Here is a 20737-nt window from a genome sequence, read left to right as displayed (position 1 = left end):
TCGCGGCGGTCGTCTTCGCGGCGGGCTTCGCCGCCGCGGCCTTCTTCGCGGCGGGCCTGCCGCCGGTCGCCTTCCTCGCCCCGCGGCTGCCGGGGGTGCTCGCGACGACGCCGCTCGGCTCGTCCGACAGACCGGCCTCGCGGCGCAGGCGCACCGCGATCTCCGCGATCTCCTCCGGCGCGTAGTCCGGCGCGAAGACGGCCGTCTGCGGCGGCAGGTCGTGGGCGGGGGCGCCCTCGGGGGCGTCGTCCACGACGACGAGGTCCTCGCCGGTCTCGGGGTGCGGGCCGCGGAAGACCGCGGTCAGCTCCAGGTAGTCCTCGGGCGAGAAGCGGTAGAGCCTCAGGTGCTCGCCGCGGTCGATGTGGGGCCGGCACTCGGGGATCAGCTCCGTCGGGATGCGCGGCGACGGGAACATCTTCATGAGGTCCGCGCCGGTGAGGAGCTCGATCGCGCGGGCGTAGGCGACCTGGTGGACGCCGCCGCGCACGAGGAGGTAGCCGGTCAGCGCACGCGCCGCCGGGTGCGTGCACATCTCGTAGACCTTCAGCTTGTTGTTGCGGGCCCCGGTCTCGAGGAAGAAGTTGTGCGTCAGGTCCTCGACGAGGTCGCCGGACGAGAACACGTAGTCGCCCGTCCACGGGCGGCCCATCGAGTCCTGGAGCAGCGCGCCCTGCCCCCCGGCGAGGAAGTGCTGCACGTTGCGGACGCCCTTGACGCCCTCGAGGGCCGCGTCGGGCGCGGCACCCTCACCGGCGCCGGTGAGCATCGTGTTGATGGTCGCGGCCACCAGCTCGATGTGGCCGTACTCCTCGGCCGCGATGTTCGCGACGAGGTCGTAGAACGGCCGGGCCTTCTGTCGGCCGCGGAAGTTGAACGACTGCATCGTGTAGTTCATCAGGGTCGACATCTCGCCGAAGCGACCGCCCATCAGCTCCTGGACGGCGGCGGCGCCGTCGGGGTCGGGGTCGGACGGCGGCGGCAGCTCGGTCTGCAGGCGGTCGATGCGGCGGATCACGGGTGACTCCTCGGCTGGGGGTCGGCGACCTACCCCCGCCGCCCGGCCCGAAACCGCGCGCGGTGCCCGGTGCCCGACCGGCCCCCCCGGGGTTTGCGGACCGCCCCGCCGGGCAGGTGCGCTCGTCACGTCCGCGACCCGAGGATGCACGCCCCGATGCGCAGCGAGACCCGCACGATCACGATCCCCGGCGGCCCCGAGCTGCGGCTGCGCGGACCCGGGGACGCGCCGTGCGTGCTCCTGCTCGGTGGGAGCTCCCGCGACGACCGGCCGGGCGTCTGGAGCCCGAGCACCGAGTGGCTCGCCGCCCGCCTCGCGACGCGCCGGGCCGACCTGCTGGTCGCCGAGGTGCGGTACCGCCACGGGTCGTGGCGGCGCATGGACGCGAGCGTCGAGGACGGCCGGCTCGTCCGGGGGGCGCTGCGGTCGATGGGCAGCCCGGTCCGCGCCGCCGTCGGGTTCTCGCTCGGCGGCGCGATCGCCGTCGCGCTCGCCGACGATCCCGCCGTGCAGGCCGTCGTCGCCCTCGCGCCGTGGCTGCCGCCGACCGTCGACCTGGGCCGGCTCGCGGGGCGGCGTCTGCGGATCGCGCACGGCACGCTCGACGGGCGCGGCCCCCTGCTGCCGGGCATCGACCCCGGGGTGTCGGAGTCGGCCGCCCGGCGGGCCCGCGGCCTCGGCGTGGACGTGGAGCGCACCGTCATCCGCGGCGCCGTCCACGGCATCGCCGTGCGGGCGCCGTGGGGCGGCCTCGTGCCGCTGCCGCGGGCGGGGGCCTGGACCCGGATCGTGCGCGACGAGGTCCGCCGCGTGACCGGCGTGGACGCCTCACCGCAGGCGACGGCGGCCCTCGCCGGCGGGTGACGGTTCGATCTGCGTCCGTGCGGGCACTCCGCTGCGACGACGAGCCGGTGCCGACAGGAGGACACGTGCAGATGGAGTCATGGCCGGGGCGGCCGTTCCCGCTGGGGGCGACCTGGGACGGTGAGGGGACGAACTTCGCGCTCTTCTCCGAGAACGCCGAGGGCGTCGAGCTCTGCCTCTTCGACGACGACGGCGCCGAGACCCGGATCGGGCTGACGGAGCGGACGCAGTTCCACTGGCACGGGTACGTCCCGGGCGTCGGACCGGGCCAGCGGTACGGCTACCGCGTGCACGGGCCGTGGGCGCCCGAGCAGGGCCACCGCTTCAACCCCGCCCGCCTGCTGATCGACCCGTACGCGAAGGCGATCGAGGGCGACGTCGCCTGGGACGCCGCGCCCGTCCTGCCGTACGTCGCGGGCGACGAGACCGGCACCCGGATCGACGACCGCGACAGCGCCCCCGCCGTCCCGAAGTCCGTCGTGATCGACCCGGCCTTCGACTGGGGCGACGACGCCCCGCCCGCCGTGAGCTGGAGCGAGAGCGTCATCTACGAGGTCCACGTCAAGGGCTTCACCCGACGCCACCCCGGCGTCCCGGAGGAGCTGCGCGGCACCTACGCCGGCCTCGGCAGCGACGCGTCGATCGCCCACCTGCGGTCCCTCGGCGTCACCGCCGTCGAGCTGCTGCCCGTCCACCACTTCATCTCGGAGCAGGCGCTGGTCGAGCGGGGGCTCACGAACTACTGGGGCTACTCGTCGATCGGCTTCCTCGCCCCCCACGCCGGCTACGCCTCCGGCGGGGTCCGCGGCGAGCAGGTCGCCGAGTTCAAGCGGATGGTGAAGGCGCTGCACGCGGCGGGCATCGAGGTGATCCTCGACGTCGTCTACAACCACACCGCCGAGGGCAACCACCTGGGCCCGATGTTCTCGTTCAAGGGCGTCGACAACCACTCGTACTACCGGCGGCCGCCCGACGACGACGCCCACTACATGGACTTCACGGGGACGGGCAACACGCTCAACCCGGTCCACCCGAGCGTGCTGCGGCTCATCATGGACAGCCTGCGGTACTGGGTCACCGAGATGCACGTCGACGGCTTCCGCTTCGACCTCGCGTCGAGCCTCGCCCGCGAGTTCTACGAGGTCGACCGGCTCTCGGGCTTCTTCGACGTCGTCCACCAGGACCCGGTCCTGTCGCAGGTGAAGCTGATCGCCGAGCCCTGGGACGTCGGCCCCGGCGGCTACCAGGTCGGCAACTTCCCGGTCCAGTGGGCCGAGTGGAACGGCGCCTACCGCGACTCGGTGCGCGACTTCTGGCGCGGCGAGGGCCCCGGCGCCCCGGACATCGCGGCCCGCCTCACCGCCTCGAGCGAGCTGTACGAGGGGGACGGGCGGCGGCCGACGTCGTCGGTCAACTTCATCACCGCCCACGACGGCTTCTGCCTGCGCGACCTCGTGTCGTACGACGAGAAGCACAACGAGGCCAACGGCGAGGACAACCGCGACGGATCCGACGGGGACCGCAGCTGGAACCACGGCGCCGAGGGGCCGACCGACGACCCCGGCATCATCGCGCTCCGGGCCCGCCAGCAGCGCAACCTGCTCATGACGCTGCTGCTGTCGCAGGGCGTCCCGATGCTGCTCGGCGGCGACGAGATGGGCCGCACCCAGCAGGGCAACAACAACGGCTACTGCCAGGACAGCGAGATCAGCTGGTTCGACTGGGAGCTCGACGATGAGCAGGAGTCGCTGCTCGCGTTCACGCGCGACGTCATCTCCCTGCGGCGCGACCACCCCGTCTTCCGGCAGCGGCTGTTCCTCAGCGGTCGAACGCAGGGCGACCGGCCGCCCGACTCGATCTGGCTGCGCGCCGACGGCGAGGAGATGGCCGACGACGACTGGGACGCCCACCACCACGCCGTCGGCCTCGTGCTGGACGGCGACGCCATCGGCGAGCGCGACCGCCGCGGGCGCCCCGTGACCGACGACACCTTCGCCCTGCTCATCAACGCCCACCACGAGCCGGTGCCGTTCCGCCTGCCGGAGGGGCTCGGCGGCGCATGGGAGAGGATCCTGTCGAGCGACGACGGCGTACCGGGCGAGATCGCCGGCGGTGGGGAGGTCACGCTCGACGGCCGGTCGATGGCGGTGATCCGGCGGCGCTGACGGCCGCCGGGCGTCCCCCGGTGACCGGCGTGGTTTGCCGCGCCGCCGGGGGGGAACCGCCTGTCTCCCATGCCCGCCGGACCACGCACGAACCGCACCGTCTGCCTGCGTGTCGTCGCGGGCCCGGACGCGCCGGGCGAGGCGCGCCGGGCGGTGCGGCCGCACCTCGCGGACCTCGCGCCCGGCGGGGCCCACGAGACGCTCGTCCTCGTCACCTCCCAGCTCGTCGCGCACTGCGTCCGGTCGGGGGCCCGGCCGGGCGGGGTGCTGCGCCTCCGGCTGCGGCGCTCGGCGGACGTCGTACGGGTCGAGGTCTCGGACCAGGCGTCGGAGCTGTCGGCGTCCCCCGGCGCGGCGGGCGGGGCGCACGACGACGCCGGGCTGCGGACGACCGCGGCCCTCAGCAGCCGGTGGGGCGTCTCCGGCGCCGCGGGGGCGCGGGCATGGGCCGAGGTGCCCGTCCCCCCGCCGTGACCCCGGCGGTCACGCGCTCAGGAGGAGGCCCGCCGGCGCAGCTCGTCGTGGAGCCGCCGCACGGCGGCGGGGGGCCGTTCCGCGGGGGCGCTGCGCCGCAGCGCGGCGTCGATCCGCCCCGCCGCCACCTCGCAGCCGGCGAGCCGCGACAGCGCGCCGGTGTCCCCGTGCACCACGAGGTCGTCGGCGTCGATGAACGCCCACGTCCCGGTGACCGCGTGACGGTCGAGGATCGCCCGGTAGGCGCACTCCCACGTCGCGAAGACCGCCTCCGGCGTCGGGTCGTACCCCTCGTAGTAGGTGGGGTCGCGCCGCGCGTCCCGCTGCACGCTCGCGACGACGCGGGCCGGGTCCCGGAAGACGCAGGCGAAGGCGGTGCCGGGCGGAAGCACCGGTCGCCACGCGGCGAGGGTGTACGACAGGCGCGGATCCTTCAGGCAGAACGGCCCCTCCGGCAGCAGGGCGCGCATCCGCGCCCGCTGGGCGGGGGTCGGCGCGATGCCGCCGGGGTCCGGCAGCGCCGCGAGCCACCCGAGGCGCCGCGGCACCCTCACCCGCGAATCCGCGAGGCACGGCGCCAGCAGGTCGTCGTTGAGCCGGTTCACCCCGAGGTCCTCGAAGTAGCCCGTGGGGTTCGCGGGCGAGGCGGGGATCAGGTCCCCGCCCGGGTCGAGTCCGGCGTCCGCGAGGAGGCCCGCGACCATGCTCGTCCCGCTGCGGCCCGCCCCGAGCACCACCACCGACCGGGTCACCCCACCACCGCCGAGGAGCACCGATGTCCCTGAGCGTCTGCACGCTGGTGCGCAACCGCAACGCCCTGCTGCGCCGTGTGCTGGAGGGGCTCGAGCGATCCACCGTGCCGCCGCGGGAGCTTGTCGTCGTGCGGGCCGGCGGGGAGGACCCGGCGCCCGTGCTGGCGGCGGCCCGGCGCGTGCGCGTGGTGGTCGAGGAGCTCCCCGGCGACGACGAGGTCATCCCCTACTCGGCGGCGCGCAACCGGGCGGCGGCCGCCGCGACGGGGTCGGCGGTCTGCTTCCTCGACGCGGACGCGATCCCCGGGCCGGGGCTCGTCGCGGCCCTCGACGCGGCGCTCGCCGACGAGGACGCCATCGCCATCGGCGACATCCTCTACCTGCCCCCGGGGGCGGTCGGCGACGATTGGACCGCCGGGGGGCTGCGCGCCCTCGGCCGGCGCCACCCGGGGCGGCCGGCGCCCCCGGCCGCGGGGGTCGCGGCCTGCGACCGCCACGAGCTGGTGTGGGGGACCTGCTTCGCGATGCGGCGCGACCGCTTCCTGGAGCTCGGCGGGTTCCACGAGGGGTTCCAGGGGTACGCGGGCGAGGACACCGACCTGGCGATCCGTGCGCGCGCCGCGGGCGTGCCGCTCCGCGTCGTCGCCGGCGCCGAGGTCCTCCACCAGCACCACGACGTCTGGGACCCGCCGCTCCAGCAGTTCCGCGCGACCCTCGCGAACGCGCGCGTCTTCCGCGACCGTCACGGCTGGTGGCCGATGGGCGGCTGGCTCGACGGGTTCGCCCGGCTCGGGCTGATCGCGTGGGACGGCGACGACGTGCGGGTGCTGCGCGACCCCACCCCCGGCGAGATCGACGCCGCGCGCCGCGCCGGCGCGGACGCGGCGGCGGCGATGACCCCGGCGTAGACCCGGCGGTGCAGGGCGGCGAGCGCGACGCGTTCGGCGTGGCGCTCCGCCGGGTCGGCGGGGACGGGCGCGCCGCGGGCGTGCGCCCGCGCGATCGCGCCCGGCAGGGTCCGCCGGACGTCCGCGTCGGTGGTCGACCGGAACCCGACGACGTCGTGCTGCTCGGCGTAGTGGCCGCAGTCGGGCGCGACCACCGCCGTGCCGAGGTCGTGACACGCCTCCAGCCAGCCCGAGTGCGTCCCGAACCGGTACGGCAGGACGCTGACGTCGAGCGACGCGAGGTACGCCCACAGGGCGTCGTCGTCGAAGAAGGGGTGGACGTGGAGGTCGACGGCCGGGTCGCGCGCCAGCTCGCGCAACCGCACCATCAGCTCCGGCGCGTGCAGGGGGTCGCCGGGCGTGTCGGGGCGCTCGTGGATGTCGATCCGCAGGCGGGCGCCGCCGCCGACCGCCGCCACCCCCGCGAGCACGGCCTCGACCGCCGGCAGGGCGACCATGTTGGCGCGCACGTTCTTCAGGTGGATGCCGACCGTGAACGGGCCGCCGCGACGGGGGCGGCGCCCGACGAGCGCCTCCGGCACCACGTGGGGGTGGGGGGCGACCCGCGCCTCCCGCCCCCAGCGCCGGGCGATCTCGGCGGCGGCGCCCGGCGTCAGCGTGATGAGGGCGTCGGCGGCGGCGACCAGCACGTCGAGGGCGCGGTCGTGGGCCGCCGGGTCGAGGTGGTGCGGGTTGCGCAGGTCGTGGACCGTGAAGACCAGCGGCCGCCCCGCCGCGTGGACCGCGTCGACCGCCGCCTGCAGCCGCTCCGCGGGCAGGTGGTCGAACCCGAAATGGACGTGCATGACGTCGAACGCGTGGGCGTTGCGCGCGATCCACCGCGGGTCGAGCATCGGCGACGGGTACCAGGACGCCCCCGCGGGTCCGCCCCGGAAGGGCTCGGGCAGGCGCACGACGCCGTCGCTCCCCCCGGGGTCGGCGATGTGGCGCACGTAGACGTGCTCGGCGGGCAGCGACGCGACGCGGATCACGCCGGCGGGTGCGCGCGGGGACGCGGTGCGGGTGCTCATGCCGCGAGCTCCGCGACGGCGCCCGCGAACCGGTCCGCGCCGCCGCCGTCCACGTGGTCCGCCCATGCCGCGCCGTCGCGGGCGGCGACGTCGTCCAGCAGGCCGGGCCACGCCGCCGGCGCGGGCCAGCCGGCGACGACGCGCACGGGACACCGGAGGGCGACGCCCTCCGCGAGGGCGGCCTGCTCGCCGAACGGGCGCTCCTGCGGCACGAGGACGGCGGGACGGCGGGCCGCGGCGATCTCGGAGACGACGCCGTTGCCGGCCGTGGCGACGACGACGTCCGCCGCGCCGAGAAGGTCCCACGTCTCGTCGCGCCACCCCCGCCACCCGACCGGGGCGGGGCCGGCGGTCCCGAGGCCCGCGGCGTCCCAGGTCCAGCCGGGCGTCGCGCGCGCCGCGGCGGCGACGTCGCCGGGTGCGATGGCGTGCGGGCCGCCCCCCGCCAGGACCAGCACCCGGCGGTCCCCCGGGGGAGGCGTCGGCGCGCGGTCGTCGTACCGCCCGAACCCGCCCGTCGTCACGAGGGGGGTCGGCAGGTCGTCGTGCCAGGGGCGCCGGTGCCCGGCGGGCCACGGCGCGAGGAGCACGTCGGCGGTCGCGTGCCCGAGGCGGTGGGCGGGGTCGTCGCGGCGGCCGTGCAGCAGCACGCCCGCGGTCCGCACGCCGAGCAGCCCGGCGAGGGCGAGCACCTCCACCGACACGTCGCTGACGAGCGCGGCGGGGCGGGCGCGGACGATCCAGTCGGCGATGGCCCGCATCCGCGCGCCGAACCCCGCGTGGTCACGGGGCGCCCAGTGCCACGCGCCGCCGCGCTCCGGGTCGCGGGGGGCGCCGTCGTCGTCGCGCGGCAGGAGCACCCAGTCGCCGCGCCACCCGTCGGGGCGGGGCAGCGAGCTGAGGCCGGTGACGGGCGTCGCGAGGGTGTCGGCGACGACGCTCGCGCGCGCCAGGTGGCCGCGGCCGTCGTGGTGGACGTAGTAGCCGATCACGCCGCCTCCGCCAGCTCCGCGTACACGCGGCGGTACCCCGCCGCCATCCTCCCGGCGCAGCCGATGTCCCGCGCGCGGCGGCGGCACGCGCGGCGGTCGAGCCGGGCGGCGGCCCGCGCCGCGTGGGCGAGCGCGTCGACGTCGCCGCCGTCCACGAGGACGCCGGACCCCGCGTCGGGGATCTCGCGGAGGCCGCCCCGGCCGACGGCCGCGACGGGGGTCCCGCAGGCGAGCGACTCGAGCGCCACCAGGCCGTAGGGCTCGTCCCACTCCGGCGTGATCAGCATCGCCGCCGAGGCCCCGACCAGGGACCGGAGGGCCGCCCCGGCGAGGTGGCCGACCCAGCGCGCGTCCGGCCCGAGGCGCGGGGCGATCTCGGCGAGCCAGTAGGCGGGGTCGTGGACCGGGCCGGCGAGGCGCAGGCGCATGCCGGCGGCGCGCGCCGCGTCGATCGCGAGGTGCGGCGCCTTCTCCGGGACGATCCGCCCGCACCACACGAGGTCGCGGCCGCCGGGCCCCGGTGTCCACGTGTCCATGTCGATCCCGTTCGGGATGACCCGGATGCCGGGGACGAGGTGCGACCAGGCCGCGGCGGTGTGCCGGGAGACGGCGACGAACGCCGAGGCGGCGGGCGGCGGGCAGAGGGCGAGGGCCGACTCGAGCCACGGGGTCGGCGGGGTGTGCAGCGTCGTGACCATCGGCACCGGCGTCGCCCGCGCCATCGCGACCGGCAGGTGGTGGACGGAGTTGTTGTGGACGACGTCGAACTCGGGGGTCGCGGCCTGCAGCCGCAGCATCACGCCGAGGTAGGCGTGGTGCTCGGCCATCACGCTCGCGGGTCCGGCCGACACGTCGGCGCGGGCGGCGTCCGACAGGCGCACCGGGGCGGGCAGGGGCAGCAGCCGCAGCCGCGGGTCGCTGCCGGGCGGCGCGAACACGGTGACGCGGTCGCCGAGCCGCTCGAGGCGGGTGGCGAGCAGCCAGGTGTGCGCCTCGAGGCCGCCCGCGAACGGCTCGGCGACGGGGAAGCGCGACCCGGCGATCATGCCGATCCGCAGTCCCCGGGGGCGGCCGGTCATCGGGCCGGTCCCCCGCGATGTGTCGTCATCCCCGCTCCTTCGCGCCGTCGTCGCCGTTCCCCCGGGCGGCGGTGCGGGGCCTCCCGGGCCGTCGCCCCGCCCCGGCGGGGACAGGGCCGGAGGGGTGTCGCGGGGTCCGTCGACCGACGTCCCGCGCATGCGGCCGAAAGGACCGCGTCCCCGCTTACCCCGGGCGGGCGCCGCCGAACCGGGGAACGTGCCGGATCGGCGAAAGCGGCGGAGTGGGCGCGCCGGCCCCGTCCGCCATCCCCTCGAGCAGTTCCCGCAGGGCGTCGGTGCTCCGCACCCGCGGCGCCCACCCGAGCAGGGTGCGTGCACGGGTCGTGTCCATGACCGGCGCCGCGCGCGCCAGGTCGAGCCAGCCGGGCGACGTCGACTGGAGGCGGGCGTGCCACGTCGCGGCGACCACGGCCCGCGCCAGCAGCGCCGGGACGGGGACCGCGCGCGCGCCGAGCGCCGCCGCGAGGACGTCGGGGTCGAGCACCGGGTCGCCCGCGAGGTTGAACGCCCCCGCGACGTCCCGGGTGAGCGCCCGGTGGAGTGCGTCGGCGACGTCGTCGGAGTGGACCGCCTGGAACCTCAGCCGGTCGACCCGCGGCACGACCGGGATCCGCGAGGGCGCCAGCAGCGCCCGCGGGACGAGCGGGCCGACGAACAGGCGGCGCACGCCCGTCGCCGCCCGCCGGGAGAACACGAGGCCGGGCCGGACGCGGACGATGCGCATCCCCGGGACGTCCCCGGCGGCGGCGTCGAGGAGGCGCTCCACCTCCGCCTTGTGACGGGAATAGGAACTGGAGGGCACTCCGTCGCGTGGCCACTCCTCGTCGACCGCCCGGTCGACCGGTCCGGGCGAGTAGACGCCGACCGACGAGACATGGATGAGGACCCGGGCGCCCGCCGCCGCGGCGGCGGCGATCACCCGCCCCGTGCCCGTGACGTTCGTGCGCCGGAGCCGGGCCTCGTCGTGGGAGGGCTGGATCGCCCACGCGAGGTGGACGACGGCGTCGGCGCCCTCCATCGCGGGCCCGAGGTCGTCGGCTCCGACGTCGGCGCGTACCCAGCGCGTCCGAGGGGGTGCCGTGGCGGGCGGGCGGCGGCACACCCCCACGACCTCCGTCACGCCGGTCGCGACCGAGAGGACGCGCAGGAGCGCCGTCCCGATGTTGCCGGTGGCTCCGGTGACGACGATCCGCACGGGCCGCCGGTTCCCCCACCCGGGCCCGGGGAAACCCGCTCGGCGGTCGCCGCTCGCCCGCCGTCGTTTCCCCGGGGCGGCGGAGGGTACGTCGCGGGTCCGGCGCACACCGCGCCGTCCACGAGGAGGAGCCTTCATGCGAGCGGTCACCTGGCACGGGAAGCGCGACGTCCGCGTCGAGGAGGTCCCCGATCCCTCGATCATCGACCCGACGGACGTGATCGTCGAGATCACCTCGACCGGCATCTGCGGGTCGGACCTGCACCTCTACGAGGTGATGGGCGCTTACCTCGACGAGGGCGACATCCTCGGCCACGAGCCGATGGGCATCGTCCGCGAGGTCGGGCCCGGGGTGCGCACCCTCGTCGCCGGCGACCGCGTGGTCGTGCCGTTCAACATCTCGTGCGGCACCTGCTTCATGTGCGACCAGGGGCTCCAGTCCCAGTGCGAGACCACGCAGGTGCGGGAGCAGGGGATGGGCGCGTCGCTGTTCGGCTACACCAAGCTCTACGGGCAGGTCCCCGGCGGGCAGGCCGAGCTGCTGCGCGTGCCGTTCGGCGACACCCTCCCGGTGAAGGTGCCGCACGGCCCGCCGGACGACCGCTTCGTCTACCTCTCCGACGTGCTGCCGACGGCGTGGCAGGGCGTGCGATACGCGGACGTGCCGCGCGGCGGGACGCTCGTCGTCCTCGGCCTCGGGCCGATCGGCGACATGGCGTGCCGCATCGCGCTGCACCAGGGCGTCGAGAGGGTCATCGGCGTCGACCTCGTCCCGGAGCGGCTCGCCCGCGCCGCCGCCCGCGGCGTCGAGACGATGGACCTCACGGAGCACGAGGAGGACCTCGGCGACGTGATCCGCGAGGCCACCGGCGGTCGCGGGCCGGACGCCGTCATCGACGCGGTCGGCATGGAGGCGCACGGGGCGCCGGTCGGAAAGATCGCCCAGGCGATGGTCGGGGTGCTCCCCGACGCCGTCGCGCAGAAGCTGATGGAGAAGGCCGGCCTCGACCGGCTGAGCGCCCTCTACGCGGCGATCGACATCGTGCGCCGCGGCGGGACGATCTCGCTCCTCGGCGTCTACGGCGGCACCGCCGACCCGATGCCGATGCTGACGCTGTTCGACAAGCAGATCCAGCTGCGGATGGGACAGGCGAACGTCCGCCACTGGGTGCCGGAGATCCTCCCGCTGCTCGGCGACGACGACCCGCTCGGCACGCAGGACTTCGCGACGCACCGGCTGCCGCTGGACGCCGCCCCCGAGGCCTACGCGACGTTCCAGGCCAAGGAGGACGGCGCCGTGAAGATCCTGCTGCAGCCGTGAGCGCGGCGCCGGGGGGCATGCACCGCCCGCAGGGCGTCGGCGCGGACGGCTCCCTGTGGGCGACCGTCCGGCGGACGGTCGCTGAGTTCCGGGAGGACGGCCTGACGGACTGGGCCGCGGCGCTCACCTACTACGGGTTGCTGTCGCTCTTCCCGGCGCTCATCGCCCTGGCGTCGGTGGTCGGCCTGTTCGCGGACCCCCGGGACATCACGGACGTGGTGCTGGAGATCGCGCCGCCGTCGGCGGCGGACGCCCTCGCGGGCCCCATCGAGTCGATCACGACGAACACCGGGGCCGCCGGCGTCGCCCTGGTGCTCGGCCTGGCCGGGGCCCTGTGGGGGGCGTCGGGGTACATCGGCGCGTTCGGGCGGGCGTCGAACGCGATCTACGAGACGCGGGAGGGACGCCCGTTCTGGAAGCTGCGGCCCGTCCAGATCGTGATCACGCTCGTGATGGTGCTGCTCATCGCCCTCGTCACCCTCGCCATCGCCCTCACGGGTCCGGTGGTCGACGCCGTCGGCGACGCGCTCGGGATCGGATCCCAGGTGCTTGCGGTCTGGGACGTCGCCAAGTGGCCGGTCCTGGCCGCCGTGGTCGTCCTCATGTTCACGATCCTCTACTGGGCGACCCCCAACGTGCGGCCACGTCGCGTCGCCGACATGATCCCCGGGGTCGTCCTGTCGCTGGTGGTGTGGCTGGCCGCGTCGGCGGGCTTCGCCTTCTACGTCAGCCGGTTCGCGTCGTACGACCGCACCTACGGCACCCTCGGCGGCGTCGTCGTACTGCTGGTCTGGTTGTGGCTGACGAACGTGGCGCTTCTGCTCGGCGCCGAGTTCAACGCCGAGCGAGAGCGGAGCGCCGAGATCCGCGACGGGGTGCCCGGCGCGACCGAGCAGATCCAGCTCACCCCGCGGGACCGGCCCGACCCGCCGCGGACCCTCTGACCGGGACGGCGGCGGGCTCCTCGGGGTCCTCCGCCATCCGCGTCCCCCCCGGCGTGCGGAGCTCATCGACGAGGATCTGCAGGGAGCCGGCGACGGGGATCGCGAGCAGCGCCCCGACGAGGCCGGCGACCGCGGTGGCGATCAGGATCGACACCGCCACCAGCAGGGGCGAGAGGCTGACGGCCCGGCCGTAGACGAGCGGCTGCAGCAGGTGGTTCTCGAGCTGCTGGTAGACGATGAAGACGGCGACGACGATGAGGGCTGGCACGACGCCCTCCGACAGGGCCACGAGGCCGGCGGCGACCGTCCCGAGGGTCGCGCCGACGAGGGGCACGAGGTCGAGGACCGCCACGACGACGGCGACCGGGACGGCATAGGGGATCCCCAGGGACACGAGCGTGACCCAGGCCACCGTCCCGGCGACGACGCTGATGGCGAGGTTGCCGGCCACGTAGCCGCGGATGGTGCGTGCCACGCCGGCGGCGACCCGCTCCCAGCGCGGCCGGCTGCGGGCCGGCAGCAGGTCGAGTCCGCCGTCCACCCAGCGCCGGCCCTCGAGCAGCATGAAGAGGGTCAGGAAGAAGACGGACAGCGTCGCGGCGATCAGCGTGAGGATGCCGCGGACGATCCCGATCGCCGGCGAGGTCATGCCGAGGAGGCTCTCGCCGGTCGTGCCCGCCGCCGCCTCGCGGGTGCGCTCGACGATGTCGTAGTCGCGCTCGAGGAACCCGAGGGGCCCCTCCCCCCGCGTGATCTCGTCGATGGCGTCGGGCGCGGCCTGCACGGCCTCGGTCGTCTGGTTCACCAGCGGTGGCACGACGGCCCACGCGACGAGGCCCATCACCGCCAGCACCAGCGCCGCGACGACGGTGACGGCGACGCTCGCCGGCACGCCCCGGCGGGTCAGGGCGTCGACGACCGGCATGAGCGCGACGGCCAGCACCGTCGCGATCACGATCCACGAGAGGATCTGCCAGGCCTGCAGCATCACCCACACGACGACGCCCGCCCCGACCGCCACCGCGATCACGCTCAGCAGCGTCCGCGGCCGGATGACGATCTCGCGCGAGGGCGCGCGGTCGGCCATCTCGGTGAGCGTCGCCGGCGTCGCGTCCGGTTCCGTTCCCATGCTCACGTCCCCCCGTTCACCGCCCCGGTCCGGGGGCGGGGTCCTCCGATACCCGCGCCCGCGCGTCCCCAGTCCGCCCGCACGGAGTGGACCGTCGCGCGCGGCCCGGCGCCGGGCGGGTCCGCGGCGGGAGGCGTAGCGTCGCCGTGGTGAGCCGCGACGACCCGCCCACCGCCCCCGGCCCCCGGCCGGTGACCGGGCCCGGCGGCAACGGCGGCCCCGTGACGCGGCCGCGCCTGGCGCTCGCGGCGATCTGCGTCGGGTTCTTCCTCGTCCTGCTCGACACGACGATCCTGAACGTCGCGCTCCCACGCGTCGGCGAGGACCTCGGCGGGTCGACGAGCGACCTGCAGTGGGTGGTGAACGCCTACACCATCGCCTTCGCGGCGCTGCTGCTGAGCGGCGGCGCGCTCAGCGACCGGCTCGGCACGCTCCGTGTCTACTGCGGCGGGCTGATCGGCTTCGGCGTCGCGTCGTTGCTCTGCGCCATCGCCCCCGTCCTCGGCCTGCTGATCGCGGGCCGGGCGCTGCAGGGGTTGGCGGCGGCGGTGATGGTGCCGAGCTCCCTGTCGCTGATCGCCCACACGTTCCCCGCCCCGCGCGAGCGCGCCACGGCCGTCGGGATCTGGGTGGGGGCGAGCGGCATCGCGGCGTCCCTGGGGCCGATCATCGGCGGCGTGCTCGTCGAGTACGTCGACTGGCGGGCGGTGTTCCTGATCAACCTCCCCGTCGTCGTCGCCGGCGTCTGGGTCGGCCGGCGGCACATCCCGCCGGTCCCGCTCGCCGCCGGCCGCGCCCTCGACCTCCCCGGCCAGGCCCTTGCCGTCGTGGTCCTCGTCGGCCTCACCGGCGGCCTGATCGAGTCGGGCGAGCACGCGTGGGGGTCGGTGTGGGTGTGGGGGCCGCTCCTGATCGCGGTCGTCGCCCTGGCGCTGCTGCTGGTGGTCGAGGCCCGGCACCACGACCCCGTCGTGCCGATGGACCTGTTCCGCGGATCGGCGTTCGCCGCCGGCACCGTCATCGGCGCGTTGATCAACCTCGCCTACTACGGGCAGCTCTTCGTGCTGTCGCTCTACTTCCAGGACGTCCTCGGCTACTCGCCCCTGCAGGCGGGTCTCGCGTTCCTGCCGGCGTTCGCGGGCACGTTCTTCATCTCGTGGGCGGCGGGACGGATGACGGCCCGGTGGGGACCGGCGCGGCCGATGGTGATCGGGCTCGGCGTGGGGATGACCGGCCTCCTGCTCCTGCTCCTCGCCGCGGGCGCCGACACCCCGTACTGGGCGCTCGTGCCGGGGCTCGCCCTGCTCAGCGCCGGCGCCCTGACGCCCGCGCCGCTGTCGGTCGCGGTGATCGCCGCCGCCCCGCAGGACCAGTCGGGGATGGTGTCGGGCCTGCTGAACGCCGCCCGCCAGACCGGCGGGGCGCTCGGGGTGGCGATCCTCGGGTCGCTGATCGCCGCGAACGCGTTCATCGACGGCATGCGCGTCGCGCTCGCGTTGTCGGCGGCGGCCTACGGCGTGTCGATCGTGCTCACGCTCGTCTTCATGCGGACCCGCCGGACGGCGACGCCGCGGACGGCCGTGGCGGAACCCGCCCGCACGTAGCGACCGCGGTGCCCGGGACCGCCGACGACGCCCTGCGCGCGGTCTGCGCCGCGATCCCGCCGGGGTGGTGGGCGAGCTACGGCGACGTGGCCGAGGCGGCGGGGCGGCCCGGCGGGGCGCGCTGGGCGGCGCGCCTCCTCGCCGCCGGGGGGATCCCCGACGCCCACCGGGTCATGCGCGCCGACGGCCGGGTCGCCGACGGCTACCGGGAGGCCGACGGCCGGGGACCCGCCGCCGCCCGCGCCCGGCTCGCGGCGGAGGGCCTGCGGTTCGGCCCCGACGGCAGGGCCGACCCCGCGCGGCGCCGGGTGCCTCAGCCCCCGGCGGACACCACGCGCTGACGCAGGACGGACGCGCGGGCGAGCGTGTCCTCCGCACCGGCCGCGACCGAGGCGCGGACGTCCTCGGGTAGGGAGGCGGCCGCGTCGTAGACGATCACGATCGCCTCGTCGCCCGGCTCCAGGTAGGTCGACTCGCCGAGCGCCGTGTAGCGGGTCGCCCCGATCCCGATCAGCACCGTGGCGGGTCCCCCGGCGGCGGCGAGGTACTCGCCGACCGGCTCGAGCGGTGTGTCCGGCGACCCCGCCTGGGCCCGCAGGCGCTCCGCCATCCACGCGAGGAGGGTCTCCCCGTAGTACGAGTAGCCGGGCAGCGGGCTGTCGATGCCGTAGTCGTGGGCGACGCCGTCGCGGCGCAGGAAGCTCGCGAGCCGGAAGCCGGCCGTCGGCCCGTCCGGCGACAGGTCGGTCACGGGGAACATGCGGCGCGCGACGCCCTTCGAGTCGCGGCCCCAGTTCTTCTTGTGGCTGATCTTCGGCGCGCCGGGCCGGCGGATGGAGCAGTCGTCGAACGCGCCGAGCGCCCGCGGCACCAGCGTCTCGACCCCGCCGTCGGGTGCGTACACGACGTCGCACAGCAGGCCGACCTCGGGTTCGATCTGCAGGTTGACGGGGCCGTCCTCCGCCGCGGGCCGGACGAGCCGGTCGTGCGACAGGGGGAAGACCCCGAGGAACGTGTCGGCCCCCGGGACGTACCAGGGGAAGATGCCCTTCGGCGCCTCGCCGGCGCCGGTCGCGACGCCCGCGAAGTCGGCGGCCTCGCCGGCCTGCTCGAGGTGGCCGGCGAAGTTGCCGGCCACCCCGAAGCCGAAGGCCTCGCGCAGGTCGTCGAGCCGGAGCTCGATCACCCCCCGCGGGGCGCGTCGCCGCGCACGCGGTCGAGCACGCGCAGGAGCTGCCAGCCGCCGGGGAGCAGGCAGGCGGCGAAGAAGAGCTTCACGATGTCGCCGGGCACGAACGGCTGGATGCCCAGCTCGTACGCGGCCTCCCAGCCGAGGGCCGCCTCGGCGCCGGGCGGCGTCCAGTTCGCGAGCCAGGAGGCGCCGAACAGGTAGATCGTCGCGTTCGCGATGAGCATGACGCCGATCATCGTGGTGATGCTGCGGGTCGCGCCGCGGTCGGCGAACCAGCCGACGATGCACGCCGCGACGAGGTAGCCCACGAGGTAGCCGCCGGTCGACGCGGTGAAGTAGTCCCAGCCGCCGCTCCACTCGGCGAACACGCCGAGCCCGAGGACGCCGAGGCCGAGGTAGACGGCGAGCGACAGGAACGCGCGGCGCAGGCCGAGGAGGCCACCGATCAGGAGCGCGCCGAAGGTGCCCCCCGTGAGCGGCACGGGGTACCAGGGGATGCTGATCTGCGAGGCGATCGTCATCAGGAGCACGCCGCTCGCGACGAGGGCCACGTCGAGCGCGATCGCGGAGGTGCGCGCGGACGGGCGGGGGATGGCGCTGTCGAGGAGCGTGCCCTCGACGGGCGCGTAGCGGTCGGTGGAGATGGGTCCTCCCGGGGGTCGGCGGGTCGTCACGGGTGATCCTATCCACCCGTGACGACCCCCGGCGGGAGACGCCCACCGCCCCGCCTGCCGGTCAGGCGGGCGCGCTCAGAGGCGCCGGCACTGGTCCTCCTTGTTGCCCTCCACCCTGTTGGCGCCCCCGCGGGGCGCCGGGCGGTTGGATGTGCACTGCAGGTTCCCGTCGATGCGGTTCGCCCGGAAGACCTGGACCCCGCGGTTCGAGAAGGACTGCAGGTCCCCCTCGATGCGCACGTTGCGGACCGTCGCTGCGCGGCCGTCCTCGAGCTGGATGTCGCCGTCGACGGACCCGCCGACCACGACCACCGAGCGGTGCCGCTCACCCTGGATGTTCCCGTCCACGACCACGTCGCGGGCGAGCAGGCGCGCGCCCCGGGCGACCGTGACGTTGCCCTCGACCCGCGTGCCCGTCAGCACGCAGCGCGCGCCGGCCGGCACCTTCACGTCGCCGTCGACGGTCCGTGCGCCGATGGACCCGCGGCAGACGCGCTCGTCGGCCACCGCCGGCCCGGCGGCGGTCAGCAGACCGGCCCCCACGGCAGCCGTCGCCAGAACCCCCACGATCCTGCGTGCCCTCATGTCGCGTCCCCCCGTCATCTCGATCCGGACCGGCAGGCTGGCAGCCGCGCGTGAGGGGGACGTGAGCCGGACGTGAGACGGCTCTCATGCGACGCCCGGGGCCGGCGGGTGCACCGCCCGCCGGCCCCCTCGCGGTCAGGCGCCCGCGGCGACCACCGGCTCGTCGGCCTGCTCGACCGGCTCGGCGGTGCGGGCCACGTCGTACCGCTTGATGACCTGGCCGTAGGGCAGCACGAAGTTGTAGCGACCCCAGCTCGACGCGACCATCCGCCGCACCGGCATCCGGTGCCACGGGTCGATGGCCGACGGCGAGTCGAAGGTCACGTTGCCGGGCCCGGCGAAGCCCTCGCCGCGCCCGTCGGAGCCGACGATCAGCTCGAACTCGAGGGGCGTGCGCACCAGCTCGCAGACCTCGGGCGGCGCGCCCTCCTCGGGGCTGGGGATGATCTTCAGCGTCACGAGCGGCGGGGTCACGACGTCCTCGGGCGCGAGGATGTCGCGGGGCCGCATCACCCCGGTGCAGATGCGCTTGCCCTTCGGGCGCTCCGCGTACGCCGAGATGATCTCGTGCTCCTTCACCCACTCGACCTCGCCGAACAGCTTCGGGAAGCCGTAGGGCTCGCGGCCGCCGATCAGGCCGACCTCGTTCGTGACGAGGAGGTTGGAGCAGTACGTGACGGGCTCCCCCTCCCAGAGGCAGCTCACGCCGAGGATCGCCTCGGTGTACGCGCCGAGGGTGGAGAAGTGGAAGTTGGTGAAGATGAGCTGCGCGATCGCCGGCGAGTGGGCGATGGTGAGCCCCTCCGGCACGATCGCCGCGGCGGCGTCGTCGTCGGTCTCGTACGCGAACGCCATCATCTCGATGCCGCGGTAGTAGTACGGGGGCTTGTCGAACGGCGGATCGCTCGGGGGCATGGAGAAGCCGAACCGGTCGGGCGTGAGACGTCCGGGCGTCCCGGGCATGGGGGCCTCCTCGTGGGGTGCGGTACCGCCGGGGACGCTAGGCCCCGATCCGTTACACGCCCGTCGCGCCGCCGCCGCGCAGCCGCTCCAGCAGCGCCCGCGTCTCGGTGGAGGGGGTCAGCCCGACGCCGGCGAGCGCCTCCGCGCACTCCAGGTAGGGCGGCAGCGCCGACGCCGGGCCGTCGGCCGCCGCGTGCGCGCGCATGAGGATCTGCCAGCCGTCCTCACGGTAGGGGTCGGCGACGACGGCGGCGCGGGCGGCCTCGGCGGCCTGCGCGGGACGGCCGGCGGCGAGCAGGTCGCGTGCGTGCTCGCGGCGGGCGTCGGCGACGCGCGCGTCCAGCTCGGCGCGGCGGCGCACGGCGAGGTCCCCCTCGGCCCCCGGCAGGAACGGGCCGCGGTCGGCCATCGCGATCGCCGCGGCGAGCGTCGTCCGCCGGGCCGCGCCCACCTCGCGGCGCCCGCGCGAGAGCAGGGCCTCCAGCAGCCGGTCCTCCGTGACCACGGCGCCCGCCGGCTGCCACGTCAGGTGCCCCGGCGACGACGCGAGCGTCACGCCGTCGGGCAGCGCACGGCGGAGCCGGTGGACGAGTTGGCGCAGGTGGTTGGCGCCGTCGATGCTGCCCTCGAACAGCTCCCCCGCGAGCGCCGCGCGGTCCGCTCCGCCCGGGCCGGCGCGCGCCACCGCGGCCGCCAGCTCGACGGCCTTCGGGGACAGGCCGGCGAGCGTCGCGCCGTCGGCCTCGAGCGCCGCGACCCCGAGGGTGCGCACCACGACGCGCGCGCCGCGGAGGGTGGTGCGGCCCGAGGTCGCCCCGTCCGGCCGACGCCAGCGACCGCCACCGGGGGTCGTCGGCGGGTGACGCGTCGATGCGGCGCGCCAGGACGTCGGGCATCGTCGACAACGCGACGAGCAGCGGCCCGAGGGTGCCCATCTGCACCGCGGCCGCGTGGGCGGCGTCGGCGGCGGCGTCGTGGCCGGCCTCGTCCCCCCGCCGCCACAGGCACTCGGCGAGGGCCACCCGGGCGGCAGGGAGCTCGAGGCGCCGGCCGGCGCGCTCCATCCCCGCGATCGCCGCGACGAGCATGTCATGGGGGCCGTCGGGGTCGCCGCCGAGCGCGAGGCGGCCGATGGCGTACCAGGTGTCCGCCCACTCGCGGAAGCACGCGAGGCCGCGGTCGGCGCACCAGGTCCGCGCCGCGCCGAGCACCTCGAGCGCCTCGGGGAGCTGGCCCGTCCGCACGAGCATCCGGCCCTCGACGACCGCGAGGACGGCGCGGTCCGCCAGGCGGTAGCCGTGCTGGCGCGAGGTCATCCGGGCGGCGCGGATCAGGTGGAGCCCGCGGTCGTGGTCGCCCTCGGCGAACGAGAGCTCGGCGTCGGCCTGCTGCCAGAACTCGATGAAGCGGGACGCCCGGATGCGGGGGGCGGTCGCGTCGAGCACCGCCCGCGCGTCGGCGAGGTCCCCGCGCGCCCGCAGGACGGCGATGCGGTAGATCTCGGCGAGGGTCGCCGTGACCGGCCCGCGCTCCGCGGCCGCCCACGCGAGGCGCTCGACCTCCGCGAACGCGCCCCGGTAGTAGAGCGCCGACTGCAGGGCGACGTGGAGCGGCCACGCGCGGTCGAGCTCGTCGCCCGCGAACGGCCGGGGAGGGGTGTCGCCGATCGCCGTCCACGCGATGTACCGGATCACGCGAGCGCGCCGGGTCGCCTCGTCCGGGGGCGTCAACGCGAGCATCCCGGCCCAGTCGCCCGAGACGTGGAGCGCCCACGCCGCCCAGGCGGC

Annotated in this window: 18 protein-coding genes and 2 pseudogenes; 8 read left to right on the top strand and 12 right to left on the bottom strand. The window is 76.1% G+C overall.

Annotation, left to right across the window (positions count from 1 at the left end):
* Positions 1 to 133: 133 nt before the first annotated feature.
* Positions 134 to 1018 (bottom strand): annotated as a pseudogene (locus IU369_RS01760) (manganese catalase family protein); the annotation flags it as partial.
* A gap of 156 nt (positions 1019 to 1174) precedes the next feature.
* Here IU369_RS01760 and IU369_RS01755 point away from each other — a divergent pair.
* From IU369_RS01755 to IU369_RS01745, 3 genes are all read left to right on the top strand, one after another.
* Entirely contained in the window at positions 1175 to 1882 is a 708-nt protein-coding gene (locus IU369_RS01755) for a dienelactone hydrolase family protein (RefSeq protein ID WP_217922848.1), read from the top strand.
* A 71-nt stretch (positions 1883 to 1953) separates the two neighbouring features.
* Complete coding sequence (glgX, locus tag IU369_RS01750) at positions 1954 to 4047, top strand: glycogen debranching protein GlgX (RefSeq protein ID WP_217922847.1); 2094 nt, start codon at positions 1954 to 1956, stop codon at positions 4045 to 4047.
* A 69-nt stretch (positions 4048 to 4116) separates the two neighbouring features.
* Positions 4117 to 4521, top strand: coding sequence for an ATP-binding protein (locus IU369_RS01745; RefSeq protein WP_217922846.1), 405 nt, complete (start codon positions 4117 to 4119; stop codon positions 4519 to 4521).
* Positions 4522 to 4538: 17 nt separating this feature from the next.
* On the opposite strand, the gene IU369_RS01740 is transcribed toward IU369_RS01745, so the two are convergent.
* A complete protein-coding gene (locus tag IU369_RS01740; protein ID WP_217922845.1) occupies positions 4539 to 5273 on the bottom strand; it encodes a hypothetical protein in 735 nt (244 codons plus the stop codon).
* A gap of 23 nt (positions 5274 to 5296) precedes the next feature.
* Between IU369_RS01740 and IU369_RS01735 the strand changes: the two are divergent.
* Positions 5297 to 5944, top strand: a pseudogene (locus tag IU369_RS01735) (glycosyltransferase family 2 protein); the annotation flags it as partial.
* Between the two features lie 71 nt (positions 5945 to 6015).
* Here IU369_RS01735 and IU369_RS23720 read toward each other — a convergent pair.
* The 4 genes from IU369_RS23720 to IU369_RS01720 form a co-directional block, all read right to left on the bottom strand.
* Positions 6016 to 7251 carry a glycosyltransferase family protein gene (locus tag IU369_RS23720; protein ID WP_343233190.1) on the bottom strand — a complete coding sequence of 412 codons (1236 nt, stop codon included), beginning with the start codon at positions 7249 to 7251 and terminating at the stop codon, positions 6016 to 6018.
* On the bottom strand, positions 7248 to 8243 hold the full coding sequence (locus IU369_RS01730) for a hypothetical protein (RefSeq protein WP_217922843.1): 996 nt from the start codon (positions 8241 to 8243) through the stop codon (positions 7248 to 7250). Before IU369_RS01730 ends, IU369_RS23720 begins: the two co-directional genes overlap by 4 nt.
* Positions 8240 to 9322: a glycosyltransferase gene (locus IU369_RS01725; protein ID WP_217922842.1), complete on the bottom strand. Its 1083-nt coding sequence runs from the start codon at positions 9320 to 9322 to the stop codon at positions 8240 to 8242. Before IU369_RS01725 ends, IU369_RS01730 begins: the two co-directional genes overlap by 4 nt.
* Before the next feature lie 184 nt (positions 9323 to 9506).
* A complete protein-coding gene (locus IU369_RS01720) occupies positions 9507 to 10538 on the bottom strand; it encodes an NAD-dependent epimerase/dehydratase family protein (protein WP_217922841.1) in 1032 nt (343 codons plus the stop codon).
* A gap of 136 nt (positions 10539 to 10674) precedes the next feature.
* Between IU369_RS01720 and IU369_RS01715 the strand changes: the two genes are divergently transcribed.
* Both IU369_RS01715 and IU369_RS01710 read left to right on the top strand, forming a co-directional pair.
* Entirely contained in the window at positions 10675 to 11859 is a 1185-nt protein-coding gene (locus IU369_RS01715; protein ID WP_217922840.1) for a zinc-dependent alcohol dehydrogenase, read from the top strand.
* Positions 11856 to 12803 (top strand): YihY/virulence factor BrkB family protein, encoded by a 948-nt coding sequence (locus IU369_RS01710; protein WP_217922839.1) that lies wholly within the window; start codon positions 11856 to 11858, stop codon positions 12801 to 12803. The genes IU369_RS01715 and IU369_RS01710 overlap by 4 nt, the downstream gene beginning before the upstream one ends.
* Here the strand turns inward: IU369_RS01710 and IU369_RS01705 are convergent.
* Entirely contained in the window at positions 12763 to 13932 is a 1170-nt protein-coding gene (locus IU369_RS01705) for an AI-2E family transporter (protein WP_217922838.1), read from the bottom strand. The two genes, IU369_RS01710 and IU369_RS01705, sit on opposite strands and share 41 nt — an antisense overlap.
* Before the next feature lie 149 nt (positions 13933 to 14081).
* Here IU369_RS01705 and IU369_RS01700 point away from each other — a divergent pair, with 149 nt between their 5' ends.
* A complete protein-coding gene (locus IU369_RS01700) occupies positions 14082 to 15536 on the top strand; it encodes an MFS transporter (RefSeq protein WP_217922837.1) in 1455 nt (484 codons plus the stop codon).
* An 8-nt stretch (positions 15537 to 15544) separates the two neighbouring features.
* The gene (locus IU369_RS01695) at positions 15545 to 15877 is read left to right on the top strand and encodes an MGMT family protein (protein ID WP_217922836.1); all 333 of its coding nucleotides are present in this window, start codon (positions 15545 to 15547) and stop codon (positions 15875 to 15877) included.
* On the opposite strand, the gene IU369_RS01690 is transcribed toward IU369_RS01695, so the two are convergent.
* From IU369_RS01690 to IU369_RS23780, 5 genes are all read right to left on the bottom strand, one after another.
* On the bottom strand, positions 15850 to 16722 hold the full coding sequence (locus IU369_RS01690; protein WP_217922835.1) for a DUF5718 family protein: 873 nt from the start codon (positions 16720 to 16722) through the stop codon (positions 15850 to 15852). The two genes, IU369_RS01695 and IU369_RS01690, sit on opposite strands and share 28 nt — an antisense overlap.
* Positions 16719 to 17402: a biotin transporter BioY gene (locus IU369_RS01685; protein WP_217922834.1), complete on the bottom strand. Its 684-nt coding sequence runs from the start codon at positions 17400 to 17402 to the stop codon at positions 16719 to 16721. Before IU369_RS01685 ends, IU369_RS01690 begins: the two co-directional genes overlap by 4 nt.
* A gap of 75 nt (positions 17403 to 17477) precedes the next feature.
* Positions 17478 to 17987 (bottom strand): hypothetical protein, encoded by a 510-nt coding sequence (locus IU369_RS01680; RefSeq protein WP_217922833.1) that lies wholly within the window; start codon positions 17985 to 17987, stop codon positions 17478 to 17480.
* Between the two features lie 135 nt (positions 17988 to 18122).
* Entirely contained in the window at positions 18123 to 18950 is an 828-nt protein-coding gene (locus tag IU369_RS01675; RefSeq protein ID WP_217922832.1) for an acetoacetate decarboxylase family protein, read from the bottom strand.
* Positions 18951 to 19002: 52 nt separating this feature from the next.
* Entirely contained in the window at positions 19003 to 20043 is a 1041-nt protein-coding gene (locus IU369_RS23780) for an AfsR/SARP family transcriptional regulator (RefSeq protein WP_425516807.1), read from the bottom strand.
* Positions 20044 to 20737 lie beyond the last annotated feature (694 nt).

Origin of the sequence: Miltoncostaea oceani (assembly GCF_018141545.1) — a bacterium.
GTDB lineage: Bacteria > Actinomycetota > Thermoleophilia > Miltoncostaeales > Miltoncostaeaceae > Miltoncostaea > Miltoncostaea oceani.
This window is presented reverse-complemented; position numbering and strand designations above follow the sequence as displayed.